Genomic DNA, 20779 nt, shown 5'->3' with positions numbered 1-20779 from the left:
GCCCCTGATCTTAAAGGTGCAAAGACGCAAGACGGAGAATTTCGTTTTGCGTTGTCGTTTTGGTGTCAACAATTCCGGCAACGAGACCATTGCTCATGACCAGAATACGATCTGTGATCCCTAACAATTCCGGCATTTCGGAAGAAATAATAATGATCCCTTTATTCTTTTTAGCCAGTTCAGCAATCAGCTGATAGATTTCAAATTTTGCACCTACGTCGATACCGCGCGTCGGTTCATCAAGCATTAAAATTTCTGGTTGGGTTAATAACCAGCGACCAATAATAACCTTCTGCTGGTTACCGCCGGAAAGTGAACCGATTTGTGTCTGATGCCCTGGTGTTTTTACACGCATGGAGTCGATAACCCACTGGGTATCGCTTTTCATGCGGGAGGTATCCAGCAGACCCATCTTATTTTTGTAATTACGAATATTGGAGATTAACGAGTTAAAGTTAATATCCAGATAAGCATAAATCCCCGTTGAGCGACGCTCTTCTGTCACCAGGGCAAAACCGTGGTTAATCGCTTCGTTGGCGTTATGGTTATTAATGCGCTTACCGTGCAGCGTAATAGTGCCGTCCGATTTTTCGCGGATGCCAAATAAGGTTTCCACGATATCGGTACGTTTCGCCCCGACCAGACCGGCGATGCCGAGAATTTCGCCCTTGTGCAGGTCGAAGGAGACATCACGAATGGAAGGCTGGCGCAGAGACGTCAGATTACGCACTTCGAGGATCACCTCGCCCGGCTTGTTCTCTTTGTCCGGGAAGCGCTGGTTCAGGGAGCGGCCGACCATCATGGCGATGATCTTGTCCATATCCAGCCCTTCGAGCGGCTGAGTGGTGATCCACTGACCGTCACGCAGGATGGTGATTTCGTCGCACAGCTGGAAGATCTCTTCCATTTTATGCGAGATATAGACGATGCCACAGCCACGCTCTTTCAGCTTACGGATAATAGTGAAAAGGTGATTCACCTCTTTTTCCGTCAGTGATGACGTCGGCTCATCCATAATCACGATTTTCGCGTTATAGGAGAAGGCCTTGGCAATTTCAATCATCTGCATTTGTGAAACGGATAAAGTGCCTACGCGGGCGCGCGGGTCAATATCAATATCCAGTTCATCAAAAATCGCTTTGGTGTCACGATACATTTTGTCCTGATCGACAAATACGCCTTTAGTCGGATAACGACCCAGCCACATATTGTCCATAACAGAACGCTGAAGCACCAGGTTTAATTCCTGGTGTACCATCGAAATCCCATTCTCCAGTGCTTCTTTGGCGGAATGGAAGTCGATCTCTTTCCCCTGAAAAAGAATGCTACCAGAATCTTTTTGGTAGATCCCAAAAAGGCATTTTAATAATGTCGATTTACCCGCACCGTTCTCCCCCATCAACGCGTGAATAGAGTGAGGACGCACTTTTAAATTAACATTATCGAGAGCCTTAACGCCGGGGAAGGACTTGTTAATACTGCTCATTTCTAACAAGAATTCGCCTGACGACTGAGTATTTGTGCTGACCATAATTATACCTTGACGGCCTCGCATATCGCGTTATAAAAGGGCGCAACGAATTGCGCCCTGTGAGAACAGGCAATAAACTTATTTACCGATAAACTCAGCCAGGTTTGACTGGTCTACGCCCACGTAAGGTACGCGAACAATTTTGTTCTCGATTTTCCAGGTGGTGCCATCAGCCGCGCCTTTGCCGTCGGCCAGGTTTTTCGCCAGATCGAAGGTGGCTTTCGCCTGGTTGTTGGCATCGTTCAGCACGGTACCGGCCATTGCGCCAGATTTCACCAGGGCCAGCGCTTCTGGCAGAGCATCCACGCCGAAGACCGGAATAGAAGATTTGTTGTGTGCTTTCAGCGCTTCAACCGCACCCATTGCCATCGCATCGTTGTTGGCGATAACCACTTCGATTTTGTTAGCGTTCGGGCCAGACAGCCACGCGTCCATCTTATCTTTCGCCTGAGCGGTATCCCACATTGCAGTGTCTAATGCCAGCTGCTGAGTTTTCAGACCTTTGTCGTTCAGCTCTTTGATAACGTAGGTAGTACGTGCTTCAGCATCCGGGTGGCCCGGCTCGCCTTTCAGCAGTACGAACTGAATCTGACCGTCTTTGTTCAGGTCCCAGTTCGGGTTCGCTGCCCAGTGTTTCGCGATCAGATCGCCCTGAATAATACCGGACTCTTTAGAGTCAGTACCGACGTAGAAGGCTTTGTCATAGCTGTCCAGCGCTTTGCGGGAAGGCTCTTTGTTGAAGAAGACGATTGGCACATTCTGGCCGCGCGCTTTCTCAATCACGGTACCTGCTGCCGCTGGGTCAACCAGGTTGATAGCCAGGGCTTTCACGCCTTTCGCCAGCAGAACGTCGATCTGGTCGTTCTGTTTGGACTGGTCGTTCTGGGAGTCATTCATCAGCAGCTGAACGTCTGGCGCTGCTTTAGCATCTTTCTCGATCGCTTTACGCACAACAGACATAAAGTTGTCGTCGTATTTATAGATTGTCACACCAATACGGGTATCCGCAGCGTGCGCAGCCGCACCAAAAAGCATGCTTGCCATAACAGCAGACAGAGTCAACACCTTCTTATTCATGGTATCTCCGGTTTTTTTTATGCAGGGTAGTTCTTGTGAATAACGGTCGGCGGGCAGGTGTTAACAAAACGTTACTGACAGCCGAAGTTCACTTATAAAATTTCTATCTTCCGTGTTCGGTAACGCTCCAGTAATGCGTTTTATTTGTCGTTTGGGGCACTTTAGCTATAGTGAAAGTGATTAATCACCGTTACATAGCGTTTCAGCTCCTAAAACGCTGACATCATAGTCAGCGGCTTGTTAAGATACTGTGAATTTACTCACAGATTGAAAACGGTTACATCACCCGATGTAATCAGTTAGTGATCGGAGCCACAATTTGCTTAACAGCCACTGAATGACGACGCACTAAAGTCGGCATGAAACAGTGTGTTGCGCTCACATCCTGCTGCCCTGCGGCCCCCTGTAACGCCAGCTCCGTCGCCAGTCGGGCCATTGACGCAATCGGGTAACGCACGGTGGTAAGCTGCGGATCCGTGTAACGGGCTATCGGAATATCATCAAAACCAATCAATGACAAATGCTGCGGCACCGCAATGCCGTTGTCTTTCAGCGCGGTCAGCGCCCCGGCGGCCATGCTGTCGTTGTAGGCAAAGACGGCGGTCAGCTGCAGGTTACGCCCGAGCAGTTCGACCATTGCGGCCTCCCCTCCCGGCATGTCCGGCGATCCGGTGCCAATCCAGCTGTCGGACGGCACAATCCCGGCCTCTTTCAGGGCGTTTTGCCACCCTTCCCGACGCATATCGTCATCTTCAATATGGTGACTGGAGGCGAGATAGCCGATGCGCTGATGGCCGTTATTGAGCAGCATGCGCGTCGCCATCATCGCCCCGCTGACGTTATCCAGCGTCACGCAGCGATGGGCGTAGCCCGGCACCACGCGATTAATCAGAACCATACCGGGGATCTGATCCATAAACCCGGCCAGCTCTTCATCGCTGAGAGCTTTTGAGTGAACAATCAGGGCGTTACATCGCTGGCGAATCAGCACCTCAATGGCATGACGCTCTTTTTCAGCTTCGTGATAGCTGTTACCGATCAGCACATATTTGTGGTGCTGCTGGGCGACAACATCCACGGCTTTCACCAGCGCGCCAAAGAAGGCATCCGACACATCCATCACCACCACGCCGATGGTGTCGCTCACCTGAGTGGCGAGCGCCTGCGCATTGGCGTTGGGCCGATAGCCAAGCTGCGTCACCGCTTTCATTACGGTTTCACGCGTTTCAGGGCTGACCAGCGCGCTGTTGTTCAGCACGCGGGAGACGGTAGCAACAGAAACACCCGCGATGCGGGCTACGTCACGAATGGTGATCATATTCACCATCCTTAAATGGATTGCAGCAACTCACAGACACCCCCTGTGTTTAGCAAGGAGGCTATTCTGGCAGTGACGAAGAGGGGACTACGTGAAGAAGGTCACACAGATGAAAACGCTTACATCCGTTTTGTTAATGATTGTGATCCAGATCGTTATCTGGATGTATTACTCAATGATACACCTGCAGCACGTGCGGTTAATTGACGCCACAGCCATTCCAGCGGTCCCTGGCGGAAAAAGCGCAGCCAGATGACGGAAAACACCATGTTCACTGCCCAGACCGGAATAACAAACGCCAGCAGCTGGAGTCGGTCGAATTTCATAAACAGGCCAAAGCGATAGAAAAGCGTGGTGCAGATCAGGGTTTGCAGCAGGTAATTGCTCAGCGCCATGCGGCCAACGCAGGCCACGGCAGCCACCAGCCTGAAGCGCGCGATCTGCGGCCAGAAGCCGTAAATCAGCGCCGCATAGCCGATGGTCTGGAACGGCGCGCCCAGCTCACGCGGGGCCTGTAACAGGAACGCGCACCAGCGGTAGTCCCAGTCCAGTATCCACTGCGCGACGACGGCGGGAAGATTAATGATCACCCCCACCAGCACCAGAATCACGCCCGTGCGGCGGTAGTGGGCGAGACTAAACTCCCCTTTCAGCCAGCCGGTGCGCATCAGGGCCGCGCCCATCAGCATCATTCCTGCCAGCTGCCAGCCGTACTGCGCGCCGAGCGCAATCAGGTTATCGCCAAGCATATCGGTGCGATTGCTGATGGCTTCAACGCCGCCTTTGAGCTTCCAGAACTGCTCATACTGCAGATTCGCCGCATCCGGTATCCAGGAACGATTGGTTGCCCCGCCGGAGATCAACCCCAGCAGCACCAGCACGCCGATCCCGATGAGATACAGAATGACGCCGGTGTTAAACAGGTTTTTCACGTCGTGCGCGTCGCGGATCATGCGCCAGCAAATCAGGCCAACTAATCCATAAGCCAGCAGAATATCGCCATCCCAGAAGAACAGACCGTGGATAAAACCGAGCAGCACCAGTAGCGTCAGGCGCGACTGGATCCAGCGCTTGCCGCGCTTGAGCAGCAGCTGTAGCCCTGCGCCGAAGAGGAGCGCAAAGAGAGTGAGGAATTTAACCTGTGCGAAAAGGTCGAGGATCGCCCAGGTCCAGGCGTCGCTGCGGGTGATCTCGCCATACCAGGCAGGATTGAGATACGCCGCCTTGGGCAGACCAAAGGCGGCGATATTCAGCAGCAGGATACCGAGAATGGCCACGCCACGTACAAAATCCAGCGTGACATTACGCTCCATTTATCCTGCCCTGTGATTAGTTGTGGTGACGCACGGCGCGCAGAAACTCCTGGCGAGTGTTCTGGCTGGACTTGAACAGGCCACCCAGCGAGGTGGTAGTGGTCGCGCTGGTCGCATCGCGAACGCCACGCGCTTTCACGCAATAATGGACGGCATCAATAGATACAGCCACATTGTTGGTGCCCAACAGCGTTTGCAGCGCCGTCAGGATCTGCTGCGTCAGACGCTCCTGCACCTGCGGACGCTGGGCGAAGAACTGCACAATGCGGTTGATCTTCGACAGGCCAATCACCGTATCTTTCGGGATATAGGCCACGGTGGCTTTCCCGTCGATGGTCACGAAATGGTGTTCACAGGTGCTGGTCAGGGTGATATCGCGCACGGTCACCATTTCATCCACCTTCATCTTGTTTTCGATGACGGTGATTTTTGGGAAGTTGGCGTAATCCAGACCGGAGAAAATCTCATCGACATACATTTTTGCAATGCGATTCGGCGTTTCCATCAGGCTGTCATCGCTCAGATCGAGATTCAGCAACTGCATGATCTCGGTCATGTGCCCGGAAATAAGACGTTTGCGTGTTTCTTTGTCCAGTTCATTAACGGGCGGGCGCAGCGGGGTTTCAAGACCACGCGCAACCAGCGCTTCGTGAACGAGAGCGGCTTCTTTACTGAGTGATGGCATTATTTTTCTCCTGCAGGTGTGGCTGCCTTTTGCCCTCTTTGAAGCAAAAGTGTGCGCTCATTGTGCGTGAGGTGACGCACATAATCCAGTATTCACGGCGATAATTATTGCAATTGTTGCAGCCTTTCGGCCTGACGATCCCAGACCAGCCACCCGCCGACAAACAGAGCCACGCCCGCGAGGCCCAGCGCCGGTTCAAGCTGATGGGTCAGCCACGTCGATAACGCCGACGTCACCGGGCCCACTAATTGGCCCAGCGCATACCCGGTGGTCAGTAATCCGGCCATGTAGAGCGTGTGATTCGGCGCCAGTTCACGCCCGCACAGCAGCGACAGCTGAACGGCGCACAGGAACCCGCCACCGACCAGCAGCGCGCCGGTCACCAGGCCACCGATTCCCGGCATCAGCCAGGCGGCAAACACACCCAGCCCCTGCAACCACAGGACAATCGACAGGCGACGGTTCGAGGTCGAGACGCGGCGCAATGCGATACTCAGCGCGATCCCGGCGACGGATGCGGCACCAAACACCGGCCAGACAAACTGCGCAAATAGGCTGCCGGGGAAGCGCACCGCGGCCATTTGCGATAAAAAGGTCGCCGGCAAAATGTAGCCAAAACCGGCGAGGCTGTAGCTCCAGACCAGACGGCGTAGATCGGTGGTCAGCACCAACGGCTCCGGCGCGGTCCCGGGGCGATGCAACTGCCCACCGCGCGGGAGATAACGCGCCACCAGTACAATCAAAATTAACGCCAGCACGCCGTAAATCTGCCACGCCGCACCGGCGGAGAGCGAGCGCGCCTGAATATAGACCGCCAGCAGGCCGCTTAAGGCAATCCCCGCCCCCGGCCCGGCAAACACCGCGGCGCTCAGCCCTGGCTTGCCGAAATGAGCCAGACGCTCGTTAGTCCACGCGGCAATCAGCACCATCGACCAGCCGCTCATGCAGCCAATGACGAAGCGGATCAGGCCGTGAACAATAGCGTTATCCGCAATGGCTGACAGCAATGTCAGCGCCACCGCGCCGAAAATCCCAAGGTACAAACGCCCTTCGACAAACCGGTGCGCGCGCATGGCATCCCACGCGCCGACTAAATAGCCCAGATAGTTCATGGCGGCCACCAGCCCGGCGCTGGTCAGCGTCAGTTGCCCGGCCGCAATCATCAGCGGAACCTGAGGGGTAAAAGCAAAGCGCCCTATCCCCATCGCCACCACTAAAACCACAAATCCGCTGAGCGCGATACGCAGCGCCATGATCGCCCCGATTGTTAAAATTTAGTTAATTCATGATGCAACATCTCGACTTAATGCGGAAGTGAAAGTTGCTCACAGGTGAATGAATAATCTGTATTATGGATTGAGTGAATATCAATACTTATCAGGAGCCTTGCATGGAACTGCTCGAAGAGCACCGTTGTTTTGAAGGTCGGCAGCAGCGCTGGCGCCACGACTCCACCACGCTGAACTGCACTATGATCTTCAGCATTTTCCTGCCGCCGACGGCAGATAACGTTAAACCGCCGGTGCTGTACTGGCTTTCCGGCCTGACCTGCAACGACGAAAACTTCACCACCAAAGCAGGCGCACAGCGCGTTGCTGCCGAGTTAGGCATTGCGCTGGTGATGCCCGACACCAGCCCGCGCGGCGACGATGTCGCGGACGACGCCGGATACGATCTCGGTAAAGGTGCGGGTTTCTATCTGAATGCCACTCAGGAGCCGTGGGCCAGCCACTACCGGATGTACGATTATATCCGCGAAGAACTGCCCACTCTTATTAAAGCGCAGTTTGCCGTGAGCGATCGCGCGGCGATCAGCGGACACTCCATGGGCGGCCACGGAGCGTTGATTCTGGCGCTGAAAAATCCTGGGACGTTCACCAGCGTCTCCGCGTTTGCGCCTATCGTAAACCCGACGCAGGTGCCGTGGGGGCAGAAAGCGTTTTCGAACTATCTGGGCAACGATGAATCCACCTGGCAGGAGTGGGACAGCTGTGCGCTGATGCAGGCCAGCCAGTCGCAAGACGCCATCCCGACCCTAATCGACCAGGGTGATGCGGATCAGTTCCTGGCAAATCAGCTGCAGCCCGCCGTACTGGCGGAAGTAGCGCGGCAGAAAAGCTGGCCGCTGACCCTGCGCATTCAGGAAGGTCATGACCACAGTTACTATTTCATTGCGTCCTGGATAGAGGACCACCTCCGCTTCCACGCGGAGCATTTGTTCGCAAAATGAAACAGGAGGGCGAAAGCCCTCCATCTTTACATCTCTTTATCCCACTGAAATTTCTGCACTTTACCCTTCAAGACAATAAACACAAATGAGTTCAATTATCATTTGTGTTTACAAATAAACATTCTTTTGTACAATTCCTCACTCTTCTCCATCACAAAGAGTTCTTAAAAGACAAATACATACAGTTCTCAGGGTTATCCCGATGGAGTTTTATTCATTTTAAACGGAATGTACAAATGACAATACCCCGCCTTAAGGTACTTGCTGTCGCAGTTTGCGCAGCGACCTTACCACAGCTCGTTCACGCCGCCGATCAAGATACCGTTGTCGTCACCGCCACGGGTTTTGAGCAGAAAATTCAGAACGCACCGGCCTCGATCTCTGTCATTTCTAAACAGCAGATCGAAGATAAGGCCTATCGCGATGTTACCGATGCACTGAAAGATGTCCCGGGCGTTGTCGTGACCGGCGGTGGCAGCAGCAGCGATATCAGTATTCGCGGAATGTCCTCTCAGTACACGCTTTTCCTGGTCAACGGCAAGCGCATCAGCACCCGCAGCACCCGTCCAAACAGCGATAACGCAGGGATCGAACAGGGCTGGTTGCCGCCGCTCGAATCCATTGAGCGAATCGAAGTCATTCGTGGGCCGATGTCCTCGCTATATGGCTCTGACGCTATGGGCGGTGTTATCAACGTCATCACCAAGAAAGTCTCGAACACCAAAGGCTGGACGGGCTCCCTGCACGGTGATGCCACTTTCCAGGAAAACAATGACTCCGGCGATCTGTTCCAGACTAACGCCTACGCGTCTGGCCCGCTGATCGACGGATTACTCGGTGCAAAAGTCACGGGGCTTCTCTCCCGCCGCGCCGAAGATAAAATCGAGAACGGTTTCAATGAGCAGAAAATGCGCAACGGCGGCGTGACGCTGAACTTCACGCCAGACGAGAAAAACGATTTCGATCTCGACTATGCGCGTGAACTTCAGGACCGAAACAGTACGCCGGGGATGTCTAAAGCAGAAGAAAACTGCCGCGGAAATACCTGTACGCCGAATACCAAAAGCGAAACGCGCTACGAGCACACCACCTACTCGTTAACGCACAGTGGTTATTACGACAATTTCAACTCCACCAGCTACATCCAGCAGGAAGAGACCAATAACCCCGATCGTGAAATGCGCTCTTACAACACGACCTTTAACAACCAGAATCAGGTCTTCCTGGGCGACCATACCCTGACGCTGGGCGGCCAGTATCACTATGAAAAATTGCGCGACAACGGTAACCAGCTGGAAGCGGCAGATGGCCTGAGTAAACTGACACGTTGGAACTGGGCGCTGTTTGCGGAAGACGAGTGGTCCATGACCGAGAGCTTTACGCTCACCGGCGGCCTGCGTATGGATAAAGACCAGAACTACGGCACTAACTGGACACCGCGCGGCTATGGTGTGTGGCACCTTGCCGAGCAGTGGACGCTGAAAGGAGGCGTATCTGCCGGTTATCGTGCGCCGGATCTGCGTCAGTCATCCGCCAACTGGGGCCAGGTCACCGGGGGCGGACGCCTCGATGGCATCATCGTCGGCAACCCGGATCTGAAACCTGAGAAGAGCCTGAGCGAAGAGATCGGCCTGCTGTGGGACAACAACGACAATCTCAACGCCGGTGTGACCCTCTTCAATACCGATTTTAAAGACAAAATCACCGAAGTTCGTCGCTGTAACAGCAGCTCAGATCCCGCCTGCACCATTGGCGACCATAGCTACGATTTCGTCAGCGATCGCGTCAACGTCGATAAAGCAAACATGCGCGGCGTGGAATCGACCTTCGGCTGGGAAATCACCAAAGACGTGAACTGGACCGCCAACTACACCTATACCGAATCCGAGCAGAAGAGCGGTCAGTTCTCCGGTAAGCCACTGAACAAAATGCCTAAGCATATGTTCAACACTACGCTGGACTGGCAGGCCACTCAAGATGTTGGCTTCTGGAGCCGTCTGAATCTGCGCGGCAAAACCTCTGAGTATCTGAGCCGTACCTCCATGTCTCAGGGTACGCCATCCTATACTCAGGTCGATGTCGGTCTGCGCTATAACGCGAACAAAAACCTGCTGGTCTCCGCCGGGGTGTATAACGTTCTCGATAAGCAGATCGATTACGATACCTACGACACGGTACTCGATGGACGTCGCTACACTGTGGGCATGACTTACAGTTTCTAAGCGCCCAATAAAAAGCCCCCGGCAGCGATGCCGGGGGCTTTTTTGTATCTTTCAAGAAACTTACTGCTTAAAGCGTCCCGGGAAATCCATTTCGCTGTAGCGGACGAAGCGGGTTCCTTTCGTCAGTTTGTAACCAAACCAGATGATCAGGAACAGAGGAATACCAATATAGGTCGCCATGACGCCGCCCCAGTCGATGGTGTCAGACAGGAAGGCTTCGTAGTTCTGGCCGAGGGTGATGATCAGGCACAGAACAAAAGCGAAGATCGGCCCCAGCGGGAAGAAACCAGAGCGGTACGGCAGATCGTTAATGTCGTGCCCCTGCATGACGTAGCCGCGACGGAAACGATAGTGGCTGATGGCAATCCCGAGCCAGGCGATAAAGCCGGTCATCCCGGAGGTGTTCAGCAGCCACAGGTAAACCGTCTGGTTACCAAACATCGACGTCAGGAAGCACAGGCCCGCCACCACGGTGGTCGCATACAGCGCGTTACGCGGTACACCGCCACGAGACAGTTTAGAGAAGATGCGCGGCGCTTTACCGTCGCACGCCAGGGTATAGAGCATACGCGTTGAGGCGTACATCCCGGAGTTACCCGCCGACAGCACCGCCGTCAGGATCACCGCGTTCATCACCGCCGCCGCAGACAGCAGACCCGCATGCTGGAAGACCAGCGTGAACGGGCTGACGCTGATGTCTTTCACATCGTTACGCAGCAGGCTTGGGTCGGTGTAAGGAATAATCAGGCTGATAATCAGGATCGCGAACACATAGAACAGCAGAATACGCCAGAACACCTGACGCACCGCGCGCGGGATGTTCTTCTCCGGGTCTTCAGATTCACCGGCCGCGATACCAATCAGCTCGGTGCCCTGGAAGGAGAAGCCGACAATCATCGCCACGCCAATCATCGCCGCAAAACCACCGGCGAACGGCGCTTCGCCTATCTGCCAGTTGCTCCAGCCCGCAGGCTGCGCACCTTTGAAGATGCCGACGATCATCGCCACACCGACGACGATAAAGATGATGACGGTCGCGACTTTAATCAGCGAGAACCAGTACTCCGCTTCACCGAAACCGCGTACAGAGATGTAGTTCAGCAGGAAGATCACGGCGAGGAAGACGGCGCTCCAGATCCAGCCTGGCGTGTCCGGGAACCACCAGTTCATCACCAGCTGCGCGGCCACGAGGTCAACGGCGATGGTCACCGCCCAGTTGTACCAGTAGTTCCAGCCCAGCGCGAAGCCGAAGCCTTCTTCAACGTATTTTTGGCCGTAGGTAGAGAAAGAGCCAGAGACCGGCATGTAAGCGGCCAGTTCGCCCAGACTGGTCATCAGGAAGTACACCATCAGGCCAATCAGCATATAAGAAAACAGCGCGCCACCCGGGCCTGCCGCTGAAATAGTTGCACCAGAGGCAACAAAAAGACCTGTACCGATGGATCCGCCAATAGCGATCATCGTCAGGTGACGCGCCTTGAGTTCGCGACGTAGCGCGGGCGCTTCTGTGGTTTTAGTTTCGGAAACCATATGAAAATGCTGTCCATTCAAAAAATGAGGCGAGATTGTAGCAGACGATCCGCGAACCTTCTGGCAGAAATACTCTGTTATAAGAGAGCTTCATGACTGCCCCGAAATTATAAGTAAAGCAGAGCCTCAGCTACATTTCGCAATAGCGCAAAAAGCGCTGCAGGGAATTCGACAGGTGTTTCTGGCGATGATGGATGCACCACAGGGTACGCACCAGCTTCGGCAGCGGAACCGGAATTTCAATCAGCGACCCGCTTTCAAGCTGCTCGGCGATGACCCGTCGGGATAAGCAGCTGATCCCCAGACCGTGTCGCACGGCGTGCTTGATGGCCTCGGAATTCCCAAGCTCCATACCGAGCTGAAACTGCGGCAGATGCGACAGCAGCAGGTAATCGACGATTTCACGCGTGCCGGAACCGTGCTCGCGCAAAATCCACGGGGCCTGCGCCAGGCGCTCCAGCGTCACTTCGCCCTGCAGCAGAGACGATGCGGGAGAGGCAAACACCACCAGCTCATCTTCCAGCCAGGGTTCCGCAATGATATCCACGTTATGGCACGGGCCTTCGATCAGCCCGATGTCGACGCGGAAATCGATAATCGCGTTGATCACATCCTGACTGTTACCCACGCTCATCTCCAGCGGCAGTGACGGGAAATCGCGGCGATAGCGGGCAATCACTTCCGGGAGAATGTAGTTCCCGATGGTGCTGCTGGCATACACGCGGATAGCACCGTTGTCTTCCCGGAACAACTGCTCAATTTCGACGGCCTGCTCCAGCAGGGCCAGCGCGCGTGGGTAAAGCAGACGCCCGTGCTCGTTCACCACCAGCCGCTTCCCTACCCTGTCGAAAAGCTGAACGCCGAGCTGCCCTTCCAGATCCGTCAGCGCCGCGCTGACCGCCGACTGAGACAGGGCCAGACGCTGCGAAGCCTGGGTGGTCGACCCGCTCTTCAGCACTTCGGCAAAAACTTCCAGTTGACGCAATGTAATGTGCATAGTGGCCTTCCGCGCGGGTAAGCGCCTTGCTTACCACTTATAAAGATTAATTATAAATATATAATCAATTTTATTTTTAAGCCAGAGCGCCGTAACCTTTTAGCCAGACAAAGGAGAAGGTTATGACTGAAATCACTCTGCACCCTCATCGTACAGTGTGGCACTACGTTCCAGGACTTGCGCTGAGCGCACTCATCACCGGCGCAGCATTATGGGGCGGCAGTATTCCCGCCGTTGCCGGGGCTGGATTCAGCGCATTAACGCTGGCCATTCTGATCGGCATGGTCGTCGGGAATACGGTTTACCCCAAAATCTGGAGCACCTGCGACGGCGGCGTGCTGTTTGCCAAACAGCACCTGCTGCGCCTCGGGATTATTCTTTATGGTTTTCGCCTCACCTTCGCGCAGATTGCCGATGTGGGCGTGAGCGGCATCGCCATCGACGTGCTGACGCTCACCAGCACCTTTTTGCTGGCCTGCTTTATCGGGCAAAAAGTGTTTGGCCTCGACAAGCAAACCAGCTGGCTGATTGGTGCGGGGAGCAGCATCTGCGGGGCCGCGGCGGTTCTGGCGACAGAGCCGGTGGTGAAAGCGGAATCCAGCAAAGTGACCGTTGCGGTGGCGACGGTGGTGATCTTCGGTACCCTGGCGATTTTCCTTTATCCGGCCATGTACCCGCTGGTCGCCCACTGGTTCACACCGGAAACTTACGGCATCTATATTGGTTCGACCATGCATGAAGTGGCGCAGGTGGTTGCGGCAGGCCATGCCATCAGCCCGGACGCCGAAAATGCGGCGGTGATCGCCAAAATGTTACGCGTGATGATGCTGGCTCCGTTCCTTATTATTCTGGCCGCGCGCGTGAAACAGCTGACCCCGGCAGGCAAAGGCGAGAAAAGCAAAATCACCATTCCGTGGTTCGCGATTCTGTTTATCGTGGTCGCGGTGTTTAACTCCTTCCACCTGCTGCCTAAAGCGGTCGTGGATATGCTGGTCACGCTGGACACCGTTCTGCTGGCAATGGCAATGGCCGCGCTGGGTGTGACCACTCACGTCAGCGCCCTGAAAAAAGCCGGTGCCAAACCGCTGCTGATGGCACTGATGTTGTTTGTCTGGCTGATTGTGGGCGGCGGCGCGATTAACCTGGCGGTTCATAGCCTGATGGCATAAACCACTACATCCTTCTCCTGTTAACCCGCTATCATAAGCGTTTCGGGTTAACAGGAGTCCCCTATGAAATACGTTGGAGCGCACGTGAGCGCAGCAGGTGGTCTTGCGAATGCCGCCATTCGCGCCGCCGAAATCGAGGCGACTGCGTTCGCCCTGTTCACCAAAAATCAGCGCCAGTGGCGCGCGGCACCGCTCACCACTGAAGTGATTGATGATTTCAAAGCCGCCTGCGAAAAGTATGGTTTCGGGCCGGGTCAGATCCTTCCCCACGACAGCTACCTCATCAACCTCGGCCATCCGGTCGAGGAAGCGCTGGAGAAGTCGCGCGATGCGTTTCTGGATGAGTTGCAGCGCTGCGAGCAGCTTGGCCTGACGCTGCTGAACTTCCATCCGGGCAGCCATCTGATGCAAATCGATGAAGATGCCTGTCTGGCGCGTATTGCCGAATCCATTAACATCGCGCTGGCGCAGACTCAAGGCGTAACGGCAGTCATTGAAAACACTGCCGGTCAGGGCAGCAATCTGGGCTTTAAGTTTGAACATCTGGCGGCGATTATCGACGGCGTGGAGGATAAATCCCGCGTCGGCGTGTGTATCGATACCTGCCACGCGTTTGCCGCAGGCTATGACCTGCGCTCCCGCGAAGAGTGTGAAAAAACCTTCGCAGAGTTCGAACGTATCGTGGGCTTTAAGTATCTGCGCGGGATGCACCTGAACGACGCCAAAAGCGCGTTCGGCAGCCGCGTTGACCGCCATCACAGCCTCGGCGAAGGGAACATCGGTCACGACGCATTCCGCTTTATCATGCAGGACGACCGCTTTGACGGCATCCCGATGGTACTCGAAACGGTGAATCCGGATATCTGGGCGGACGAGATCGCCTGGCTGAAAGCACAGCAAACGGCTGAACAAGCCGCATAAAAAAAGCCGGGTCGCGTAAGCACCCGGCTTTTTTGTCGGTCGGGTAAGCGAAGCGCCACCCGACAATAGGTTTAGGCGACTTTAGCCACCGCTTCCACTTCCGGGCGCTTCAGCACCGCGTAAGACAGACCCGCCACCAGCGTACCCGCGATAATCGCGAACAGATAACCCAGAACCGGGGTAATCGCACCAGGGATCAGAAGAACAAACAGACCGCCGTGCGGCGCCATCAGTTTCGCACCAATCGCCATGGAGATGGCACCAGTCACCGCGCCGCCAACGATACAGCAAGGCAGAACGCGCATCGGGTCACGGGCTGCGAACGGAATCGCACCTTCGGTGATGAAGCACAGACCCAGTACCAGAGCCGCTTTACCACCCTCTTGCTGCGCCTTATCAAATTTACGACGTGCAATGATAGTCGCCAGACCCAGCGCCAGCGGTGGCACCATACCGGCCGCCATGATTGCCGCCATCGGGGCATAAGTCTGGGTACTCAGCAGGCCGACGCCAAACGCGTACGCCGCTTTGTTGACCGGGCCACCCATGTCGGTACACATCATGCCACCCAGGATCGCACCCAGCAGTACCGCGTTCGCTGTACCCATGGTTTGCAGCCAGTGAGTCAGACCTTCGAGGATGCCCGCAACCGGTTTACCAATCAGGTAGATCATACCCAGGCCAACCACCAGGCTGGAAATCAGCGGGATGATCAGGATCGGTTTCAGCGCTTCCATACTCTGCGGTAATTTCAGCTTAGAGCTGATGGCTTTCGCCACGTAACCCGCCAGGAAACCGGCGATGATACCGCCGATAAAGCCAGAGCCGGTGCTCACGGCCAGCATACCGCCGATAAGACCCGGCGTCAGACCCGGACGGTCAGCGATGGAGAAGGCAATGTAACCGGCCAGAACCGGCACCATCAGCGCAAACGCTGAACCGCCACCGATCTGCATCAATGCCGCCGCCAGCGTGCCCGGCTCTTTAAAGGCTTCGATACCAAAGGCGAAAGAGAGCGCGATACACAGACCGCCCGCCACCACCATCGGCAGCATGTAAGACACGCCGGTCAGCAGGTGACGATAGGCGCCCGCAGACTCTTTTTTGCCTTCGGTTGCAGAGGACTCAGATTTGCCCGTCGCCTGATAAGGCTTCGCTTCCGCGAGGGCTTTATCAAATTCCTGCGCAGTTTTCTTCAGCGCCAGACCGGTGGAGGTGCGATACATCGGCTTACCGGCGAATTTCGCCAGGTCCACTTCGATGTCCGCCGCCACGATCACCAGATCCGCTTCCGCCACTTCTTCCGGGGTGATGGCATTGCCAGCGCCCACGGAACCGCGGGTTTCAACCTTCACCCACCAGCCGCGTTTTTTCGCTTCGGTTTCGATGGCTTCCGCCGCCATAAATGTGTGCGCCACGCCCGTTGGGCAGGCGGTAATCGCCACGACGCGTTTCGGGCCGCTTGCAGTCGCAACCGCAGCGGTCGCAACCGGTGCGCTGTAGACTGCCGCGTGGCCTTTGGCTTCGCTCAGGAACAATTCAGGATGTGCCACCGCGCGATTGATATCGCCCAGCCACACTTTTTTGCCGTTCAGCGCGCTGTCAGCAGGAACTTTATCGCCCAGAACAATCGCCAGTTCGGCGTCATTTGGGTTATCGACCATTTCAACATGCGCTTTGTGTGCCGCCGCGCCCAGCAAGGTCTTCGCCATATAGGCGCGAGCTTGTCCGAGACCGGAATCAATGATCAGCAGCGTTTTCATTATGCCTCTCCTGCTGTTAGTTAAAAGGTTGTAAGTCAACGCGCGCCATCATCGCGGCCAACTGGGTACGTTCGGTAATTCCAACATTGCTCTGACTCACGGCCAGGGCGGCAACAGCGGTCGCAAGACGTAAGGTATGCTCGCTGGATTCACGCATCAGCAGACCGTAAATCAGGCCGCCAACCATTGAATCCCCGGCACCTACGGTGCTGACCACTTCCACCGACGGTGGCTTGGCGATCCATTCGCCAGACGCGTTAACCCACAGCGCGCCTTCTGCTCCCAGTGAAATCACCACGTGAGCAATACCCTGTTCACGCAGCGCATGGGCGGCTTCAATCACATCTTTTAATTCTGGCAGCTTACGGCCGGCCCAGATCTCCAGTTCACGGCGATTTGGTTTGACCAGCCACGGAGAGGCTTTCAGACCCGCCACCAGGGCTTCGCGGCTGCTGTCGAAAATAATGCACGGGCACTGGCTACGCAGGCGCAGCATCCAGTCGGTAAAGGCTTCCGGGCTGACGCCTGACGGCAGACTGCCGCTGACGCAGACCATGTCGAACTGACCCAGCCAGCTCAGGGAGTCATTCACGAAACGCTCCCAGTCTGCGCCGGTTACTTCGAAGCCGGAGAAGTTCAGGTCGGTCACTTCGCCGTCTTTTTCCGTCAGCTTGACGTTAATTCGCGTACGGCCCTGAACCACCTGGAAACGGTTGGCAATGCCCAGCTCGCTGAACAGCTGCTGGAAACCATCCTGGTTGTCTTTCCCGAGGAAACCGCCGACGGTGACATCGATACCTAAGTCTTTTAAAACTTTAGCAACGTTGATGCCTTTACCGGCAGCGTGCAGGCCGGTGGTGCGAACAAGGTTCACTTCGCCGCGTTCAATTTCAGGGCAAAAGCCGACGAGATCGTAAGCCGGGTTCAGCGTAATAGTGGCAACACGTCTGCTCATTATGCGCCCTCCCCCAGACCAGCCGCGATGGCTTCGCCAATCGCTTTCAGCGCCAGTTCAGCATCCGCACCCTGAGCGGTGAAGCGCAGGCGATGGCCTTTTTTCACACCCAGAGCGACGACTTTCATCAGGCTGCGGCCATTAGCCGGTTTGCCCGAACCATCCAGGTTGGTCACGGTAATCTCACTTTCGAACTGTTTAATGGTGTTGACCAGCATGGTGCCAGGACGCGCGTGCAAACCGTGCTCGTTACGCACCACAAACTCAGCGGTCAGCAGGTCATCGGTCGGAGCATCGTCACTGGTCAGCAGTGCCAGCAGAGTAGCGGCATCCGCTTTCAGCAGATGTTCAGCTTTGTTGTTCAGCAGCAGATCGCTCAGGCGCTTCAGCACGGAAACCGGCTGTTCATCGGCCATGGCGACAGTCACCAGCAGAGCGGCGTGTTCGCCATCGGCTTCAAACGCGGTGGCGGCACGGCTCACGGCGATGGCGCTGCGCACGTTGCCTTCTGCGCTGTCGTTCAGCCAGACGCCCTGACCCAGATTCAGCGGCTTGTCATTAATCACGCGGGCGACGAAAGCGGTATCAACCGCCCCGGCCTCTTTCAGACGACCGGCGTTCAGCGCCTGCAAGGTCACCAGATCGGAGGCCGCCACGTCGAGCGTCAGCGTCTCGTTATCCAGCTTCAGCGCTTCGCTCTGTTTTTCACCCATCAGCAGGGCACGCAGCTCTTCAGCCGTGGTCGCAGATTGCAGCTGTTCAGCCACGGAGTCATCGCTCAGGACGTGCGTCAGCTGACGCAGCAGGCCGAGGTGTTCGTCGCTGCTGGCGGCAATACCGATTGCCACGTAAGCCACCTGCCCTTCGCCCCACAAAATCCCCTGCGGGAACTGATAAACCTGCACACCGGTTTTCAGCACCTGGTCGCGGGTTTCGGTCGTGCCATGCGGAATGGCGATACCGTTGCCGAGGAAAGTGGAGGTCTGCTGCTCGCGGGCCAGCATGCCGTCTACGTAGCCGTCCGCGACGTTACCCGCCTGCACCAGGGCAGCGGCAATCTTGCGAATGGCCTCTTCTTTGTTACCGGCCTGTTCGCCCGGATGGATGTCTTGCACTGATAACTGGAACATGGTTCTCCTCTCTCGCTGAATTGAATCGTTTCAGCCTTAATGAGAAAAAATGCGCTAACCTGCTCCGTCAGTTAAAACAAGATAGCGCTGAAACGTTTCAAGAAGTCTTGCGCGTAATGTAATGGCTTGCAAGGAAAGTTACATTTCACGTTTCAGAATTTAGAAGTGCCGCACATTTCTCCCACATTTGCTGAAATGACAAGGACGTTTACCGGTTCGCTTCAGCACACTTCAGCCTGAAACGTTTTTGAAATGCTATTTTGATTTTTCGTGGGTAATTTGACCGCACCACCTGTTTATTTTCTGACAAGCGGCGTAAACTCCGCGACTCTTCACATCACCGATATCGAACCATGCACAACTCCCCCGCTGCCGCCTCACCAAAGCCATTTGATTTGACGTCATCGGCGTTTCTGATTGTTGCCTTTCTCACCGGGATCGCCGGTGCGTTACAGACACCAACGCTGAGCCTGTTCCTGACCAACGAAGTCCACGCCCGTCCGGCGATGGTCGGCTTCTTCTTTACCGGCAGTGCCATCATCGGCATTCTCGTCAGCCAGTTTCTCGCCGGCCGATCGGATCGCAAAGGCGATCGCAAAAGCCTGATTGTCTTCTGCTGCCTGCTCGGCGTGTTTGCCTGCGTGCTGTTTGCCTGGAACCGCAACTATTTCGTGCTGCTGTTTGTCGGCGTGTTTCTGAGCAGCTTTGGCTCGACCGCCAACCCACAAATGTTCGCCCTTGCGCGAGAACATGCGGATCACACGGGCCGCGAAGCGGTGATGTTCAGCTCGATTCTGCGCGCCCAGGTCTCGCTGGCGTGGGTGATCGGCCCGCCGCTGGCCTATGCGCTGGCGATGGGCTTTGGTTTTACGGTGATGTATCTGAGCGCGGCCGTGGCCTTTGTGGTGTGCGGAGCAATGGTGTGGTTTTTCCTGCCGTCGATGCGCAAAGAGCCCAAACTCTCGACTGGGACGCTGGAAGCCCCACGCCGCAACCGCCGCGATGCCCTGCTGCTGTTTGTCGTCTGCACGCTGATGTGGGGCACCAACAGCCTCTACATCATTAATATGCCGCTGTTTATAATTGATGAACTGCACCTGCCGGAAAAACTGGCGGGTATCATGATGGGTACGGCGGCGGGGCTGGAAATCCCGACCATGCTGATCGCCGGTTATTACGCGAAGCGCTTCGGAAAGCGTTTTTTGATGCGGATTGCGGTGGTAGCGGGTCTGCTGTTTTACATCGGCATGCTGACGGTTCACACCCCGGCACTGCTGCTGGCGCTACAGCTGCTGAACGCCATCTACATTGGCATTCTGGCGGGCATCGGCATGCTCTACTTCCAGGATTTAATGCCCGGCCAGGCAGGGGCAGCGACCACCCTTTATACTAATACGACGCGTGTCGGCTGGATTATCGCCGGATCGCTGGCGGGCGTTGTGGCGGAGATCTGGAGCTATCACACGGTGTTCTGGATTGCGCTGGTGATGTGCATTATTACCACCGGCTGTCTGACGCGGATTAAAGACGTTTAGGGCGCGGTGAGCGCTTCCAGCTCAATCAAATAGACCATCGCCTGCTCGCGCGTGCTGCCGCACATCTCTTTTAACGGCTGAAGTGCCCCACAAACTTTCGGGCGCAGCGGCGAGCCGAAGATTTTGCACAGATTGGTATCAGAAAGCTGAACGCAGCGGGTGTTGGCCGGTTTGCCTTTTGGCATGCCTGGGATCGGGCTTGATATGGACGGTGCGGTGCAGCACGCGCCACAGTCTGGACGACAATCCATAAACCCTCTCAATGAGTGACAGATGCCCGTAGGGTCGGGCGTGGCGCGCACAGTAACACCTTTTGTGTATTGATAGCAAAACCCACTAATTCCGCTTGCCTGAAAGGCTTCGCGCGAGTAATTTGGCGCGATATTTTTTACCTCCCAGTAAA

General features: G+C 55.7%; 17 protein-coding genes. 5 read left to right on the top strand and 12 right to left on the bottom strand.

What is annotated here, in order from left to right; translation table 11 throughout:
• Nucleotides 1-10: 10 nt before the first annotated feature.
• The 6 genes from mglA to AC3WS9_RS07395 all read right to left on the bottom strand — a co-directional run bounded on the left by mglA (nucleotide 11) and on the right by AC3WS9_RS07395 (nucleotide 7177).
• Nucleotides 11-1531: a galactose/methyl galactoside ABC transporter ATP-binding protein MglA gene (gene mglA, locus AC3WS9_RS07420; RefSeq protein WP_282495089.1), complete on the bottom strand. Its 1521-nt coding sequence runs from the start codon at nucleotides 1529-1531 to the stop codon at nucleotides 11-13.
• 78 nt (nucleotides 1532-1609) lie between these two features.
• A complete protein-coding gene (gene mglB / locus AC3WS9_RS07415) occupies nucleotides 1610-2608 on the bottom strand; it encodes a galactose/glucose ABC transporter substrate-binding protein MglB (protein ID WP_010433541.1) in 999 nt (332 codons plus the stop codon).
• 295 nt (nucleotides 2609-2903) lie between these two features.
• Nucleotides 2904-3926, bottom strand: a complete 1023-nt coding sequence (galS, locus tag AC3WS9_RS07410; protein ID WP_282495091.1) for an HTH-type transcriptional regulator GalS — start codon at nucleotides 3924-3926, stop codon at nucleotides 2904-2906.
• Between the two features lie 155 nt (nucleotides 3927-4081).
• Nucleotides 4082-5239, bottom strand: a complete 1158-nt coding sequence (yeiB, locus tag AC3WS9_RS07405) for a DUF418 domain-containing protein YeiB (RefSeq protein WP_492487556.1) — start codon at nucleotides 5237-5239, stop codon at nucleotides 4082-4084.
• 16 nt (nucleotides 5240-5255) lie between these two features.
• The gene (folE, locus tag AC3WS9_RS07400; RefSeq protein WP_095282673.1) at nucleotides 5256-5924 is read right to left on the bottom strand and encodes a GTP cyclohydrolase I FolE; all 669 of its coding nucleotides are present in this window, start codon (nucleotides 5922-5924) and stop codon (nucleotides 5256-5258) included.
• Nucleotides 5925-6028: 104 nt separating this feature from the next.
• On the bottom strand, nucleotides 6029-7177 hold the full coding sequence (locus AC3WS9_RS07395) for a YbfB/YjiJ family MFS transporter (protein WP_492487554.1): 1149 nt from the start codon (nucleotides 7175-7177) through the stop codon (nucleotides 6029-6031).
• Between the two features lie 137 nt (nucleotides 7178-7314).
• Here AC3WS9_RS07395 and fghA point away from each other — a divergent pair, with 137 nt between their 5' ends.
• Nucleotides 7315-8154, top strand: coding sequence for an S-formylglutathione hydrolase (gene fghA / locus AC3WS9_RS07390; protein ID WP_492487552.1), 840 nt, complete (start codon nucleotides 7315-7317; stop codon nucleotides 8152-8154).
• Nucleotides 8155-8390: 236 nt separating this feature from the next.
• Complete coding sequence (locus AC3WS9_RS07385) at nucleotides 8391-10376, top strand: ligand-gated channel protein (RefSeq protein WP_285144035.1); 1986 nt, start codon at nucleotides 8391-8393, stop codon at nucleotides 10374-10376.
• Nucleotides 10377-10436: 60 nt separating this feature from the next.
• Here AC3WS9_RS07385 and lysP read toward each other — a convergent pair whose 3' ends face one another.
• Together lysP and yieE are read right to left on the bottom strand one after the other, a co-directional pair.
• Nucleotides 10437-11906: a lysine-specific permease gene (gene lysP / locus AC3WS9_RS07380; protein ID WP_285149291.1), complete on the bottom strand. Its 1470-nt coding sequence runs from the start codon at nucleotides 11904-11906 to the stop codon at nucleotides 10437-10439.
• 130 nt (nucleotides 11907-12036) lie between these two features.
• A complete protein-coding gene (gene yieE, locus AC3WS9_RS07375; RefSeq protein WP_324722746.1) occupies nucleotides 12037-12903 on the bottom strand; it encodes a DNA-binding transcriptional regulator YeiE in 867 nt (288 codons plus the stop codon).
• A 122-nt stretch (nucleotides 12904-13025) separates the two neighbouring features.
• Between yieE and AC3WS9_RS07370 the strand changes: the two genes are divergently transcribed.
• Both AC3WS9_RS07370 and nfo read left to right on the top strand, forming a co-directional pair.
• Complete coding sequence (locus tag AC3WS9_RS07370; RefSeq protein WP_492487550.1) at nucleotides 13026-14072, top strand: YeiH family protein; 1047 nt, start codon at nucleotides 13026-13028, stop codon at nucleotides 14070-14072.
• A 63-nt stretch (nucleotides 14073-14135) separates the two neighbouring features.
• A complete protein-coding gene (nfo, locus tag AC3WS9_RS07365) occupies nucleotides 14136-14993 on the top strand; it encodes a deoxyribonuclease IV (protein ID WP_492487549.1) in 858 nt (285 codons plus the stop codon).
• A 71-nt stretch (nucleotides 14994-15064) separates the two neighbouring features.
• Here nfo and fruA read toward each other — a convergent pair whose 3' ends face one another.
• Genes fruA through fruB form a run of 3 tightly spaced genes read right to left on the bottom strand, consistent with a single transcriptional unit; the run spans nucleotide 15065 to nucleotide 18841 of the window.
• Nucleotides 15065-16756: a PTS fructose transporter subunit IIBC gene (gene fruA, locus AC3WS9_RS07360; protein WP_285144031.1), complete on the bottom strand. Its 1692-nt coding sequence runs from the start codon at nucleotides 16754-16756 to the stop codon at nucleotides 15065-15067.
• A gap of 16 nt (nucleotides 16757-16772) precedes the next feature.
• Nucleotides 16773-17711 carry a 1-phosphofructokinase gene (fruK, locus tag AC3WS9_RS07355; protein ID WP_095282683.1) on the bottom strand — a complete coding sequence of 313 codons (939 nt, stop codon included), beginning with the start codon at nucleotides 17709-17711 and terminating at the stop codon, nucleotides 16773-16775.
• Nucleotides 17711-18841 carry a fused PTS fructose transporter subunit IIA/HPr protein gene (fruB, locus tag AC3WS9_RS07350; RefSeq protein WP_492487546.1) on the bottom strand — a complete coding sequence of 377 codons (1131 nt, stop codon included), beginning with the start codon at nucleotides 18839-18841 and terminating at the stop codon, nucleotides 17711-17713. The genes fruK and fruB overlap by 1 nt, the downstream gene beginning before the upstream one ends.
• A 353-nt stretch (nucleotides 18842-19194) precedes the next feature.
• Here fruB and setB point away from each other — a divergent pair, with 353 nt between their 5' ends.
• Entirely contained in the window at nucleotides 19195-20376 is a 1182-nt protein-coding gene (gene setB, locus AC3WS9_RS07345) for a sugar efflux transporter SetB (RefSeq protein ID WP_282495109.1), read from the top strand.
• Here setB and AC3WS9_RS07340 read toward each other — a convergent pair.
• Nucleotides 20373-20627 (bottom strand): YkgJ family cysteine cluster protein, encoded by a 255-nt coding sequence (locus AC3WS9_RS07340; protein WP_285149286.1) that lies wholly within the window; start codon nucleotides 20625-20627, stop codon nucleotides 20373-20375. The genes setB and AC3WS9_RS07340 overlap by 4 nt on opposite strands.
• Nucleotides 20628-20779: the final 152 nt, after the last annotated feature.

The sequence above is a fragment of the Lelliottia sp. EB106-05-01-XG201 genome (genome assembly GCF_058791735.1).
This window is presented reverse-complemented; position numbering and strand designations above follow the sequence as displayed.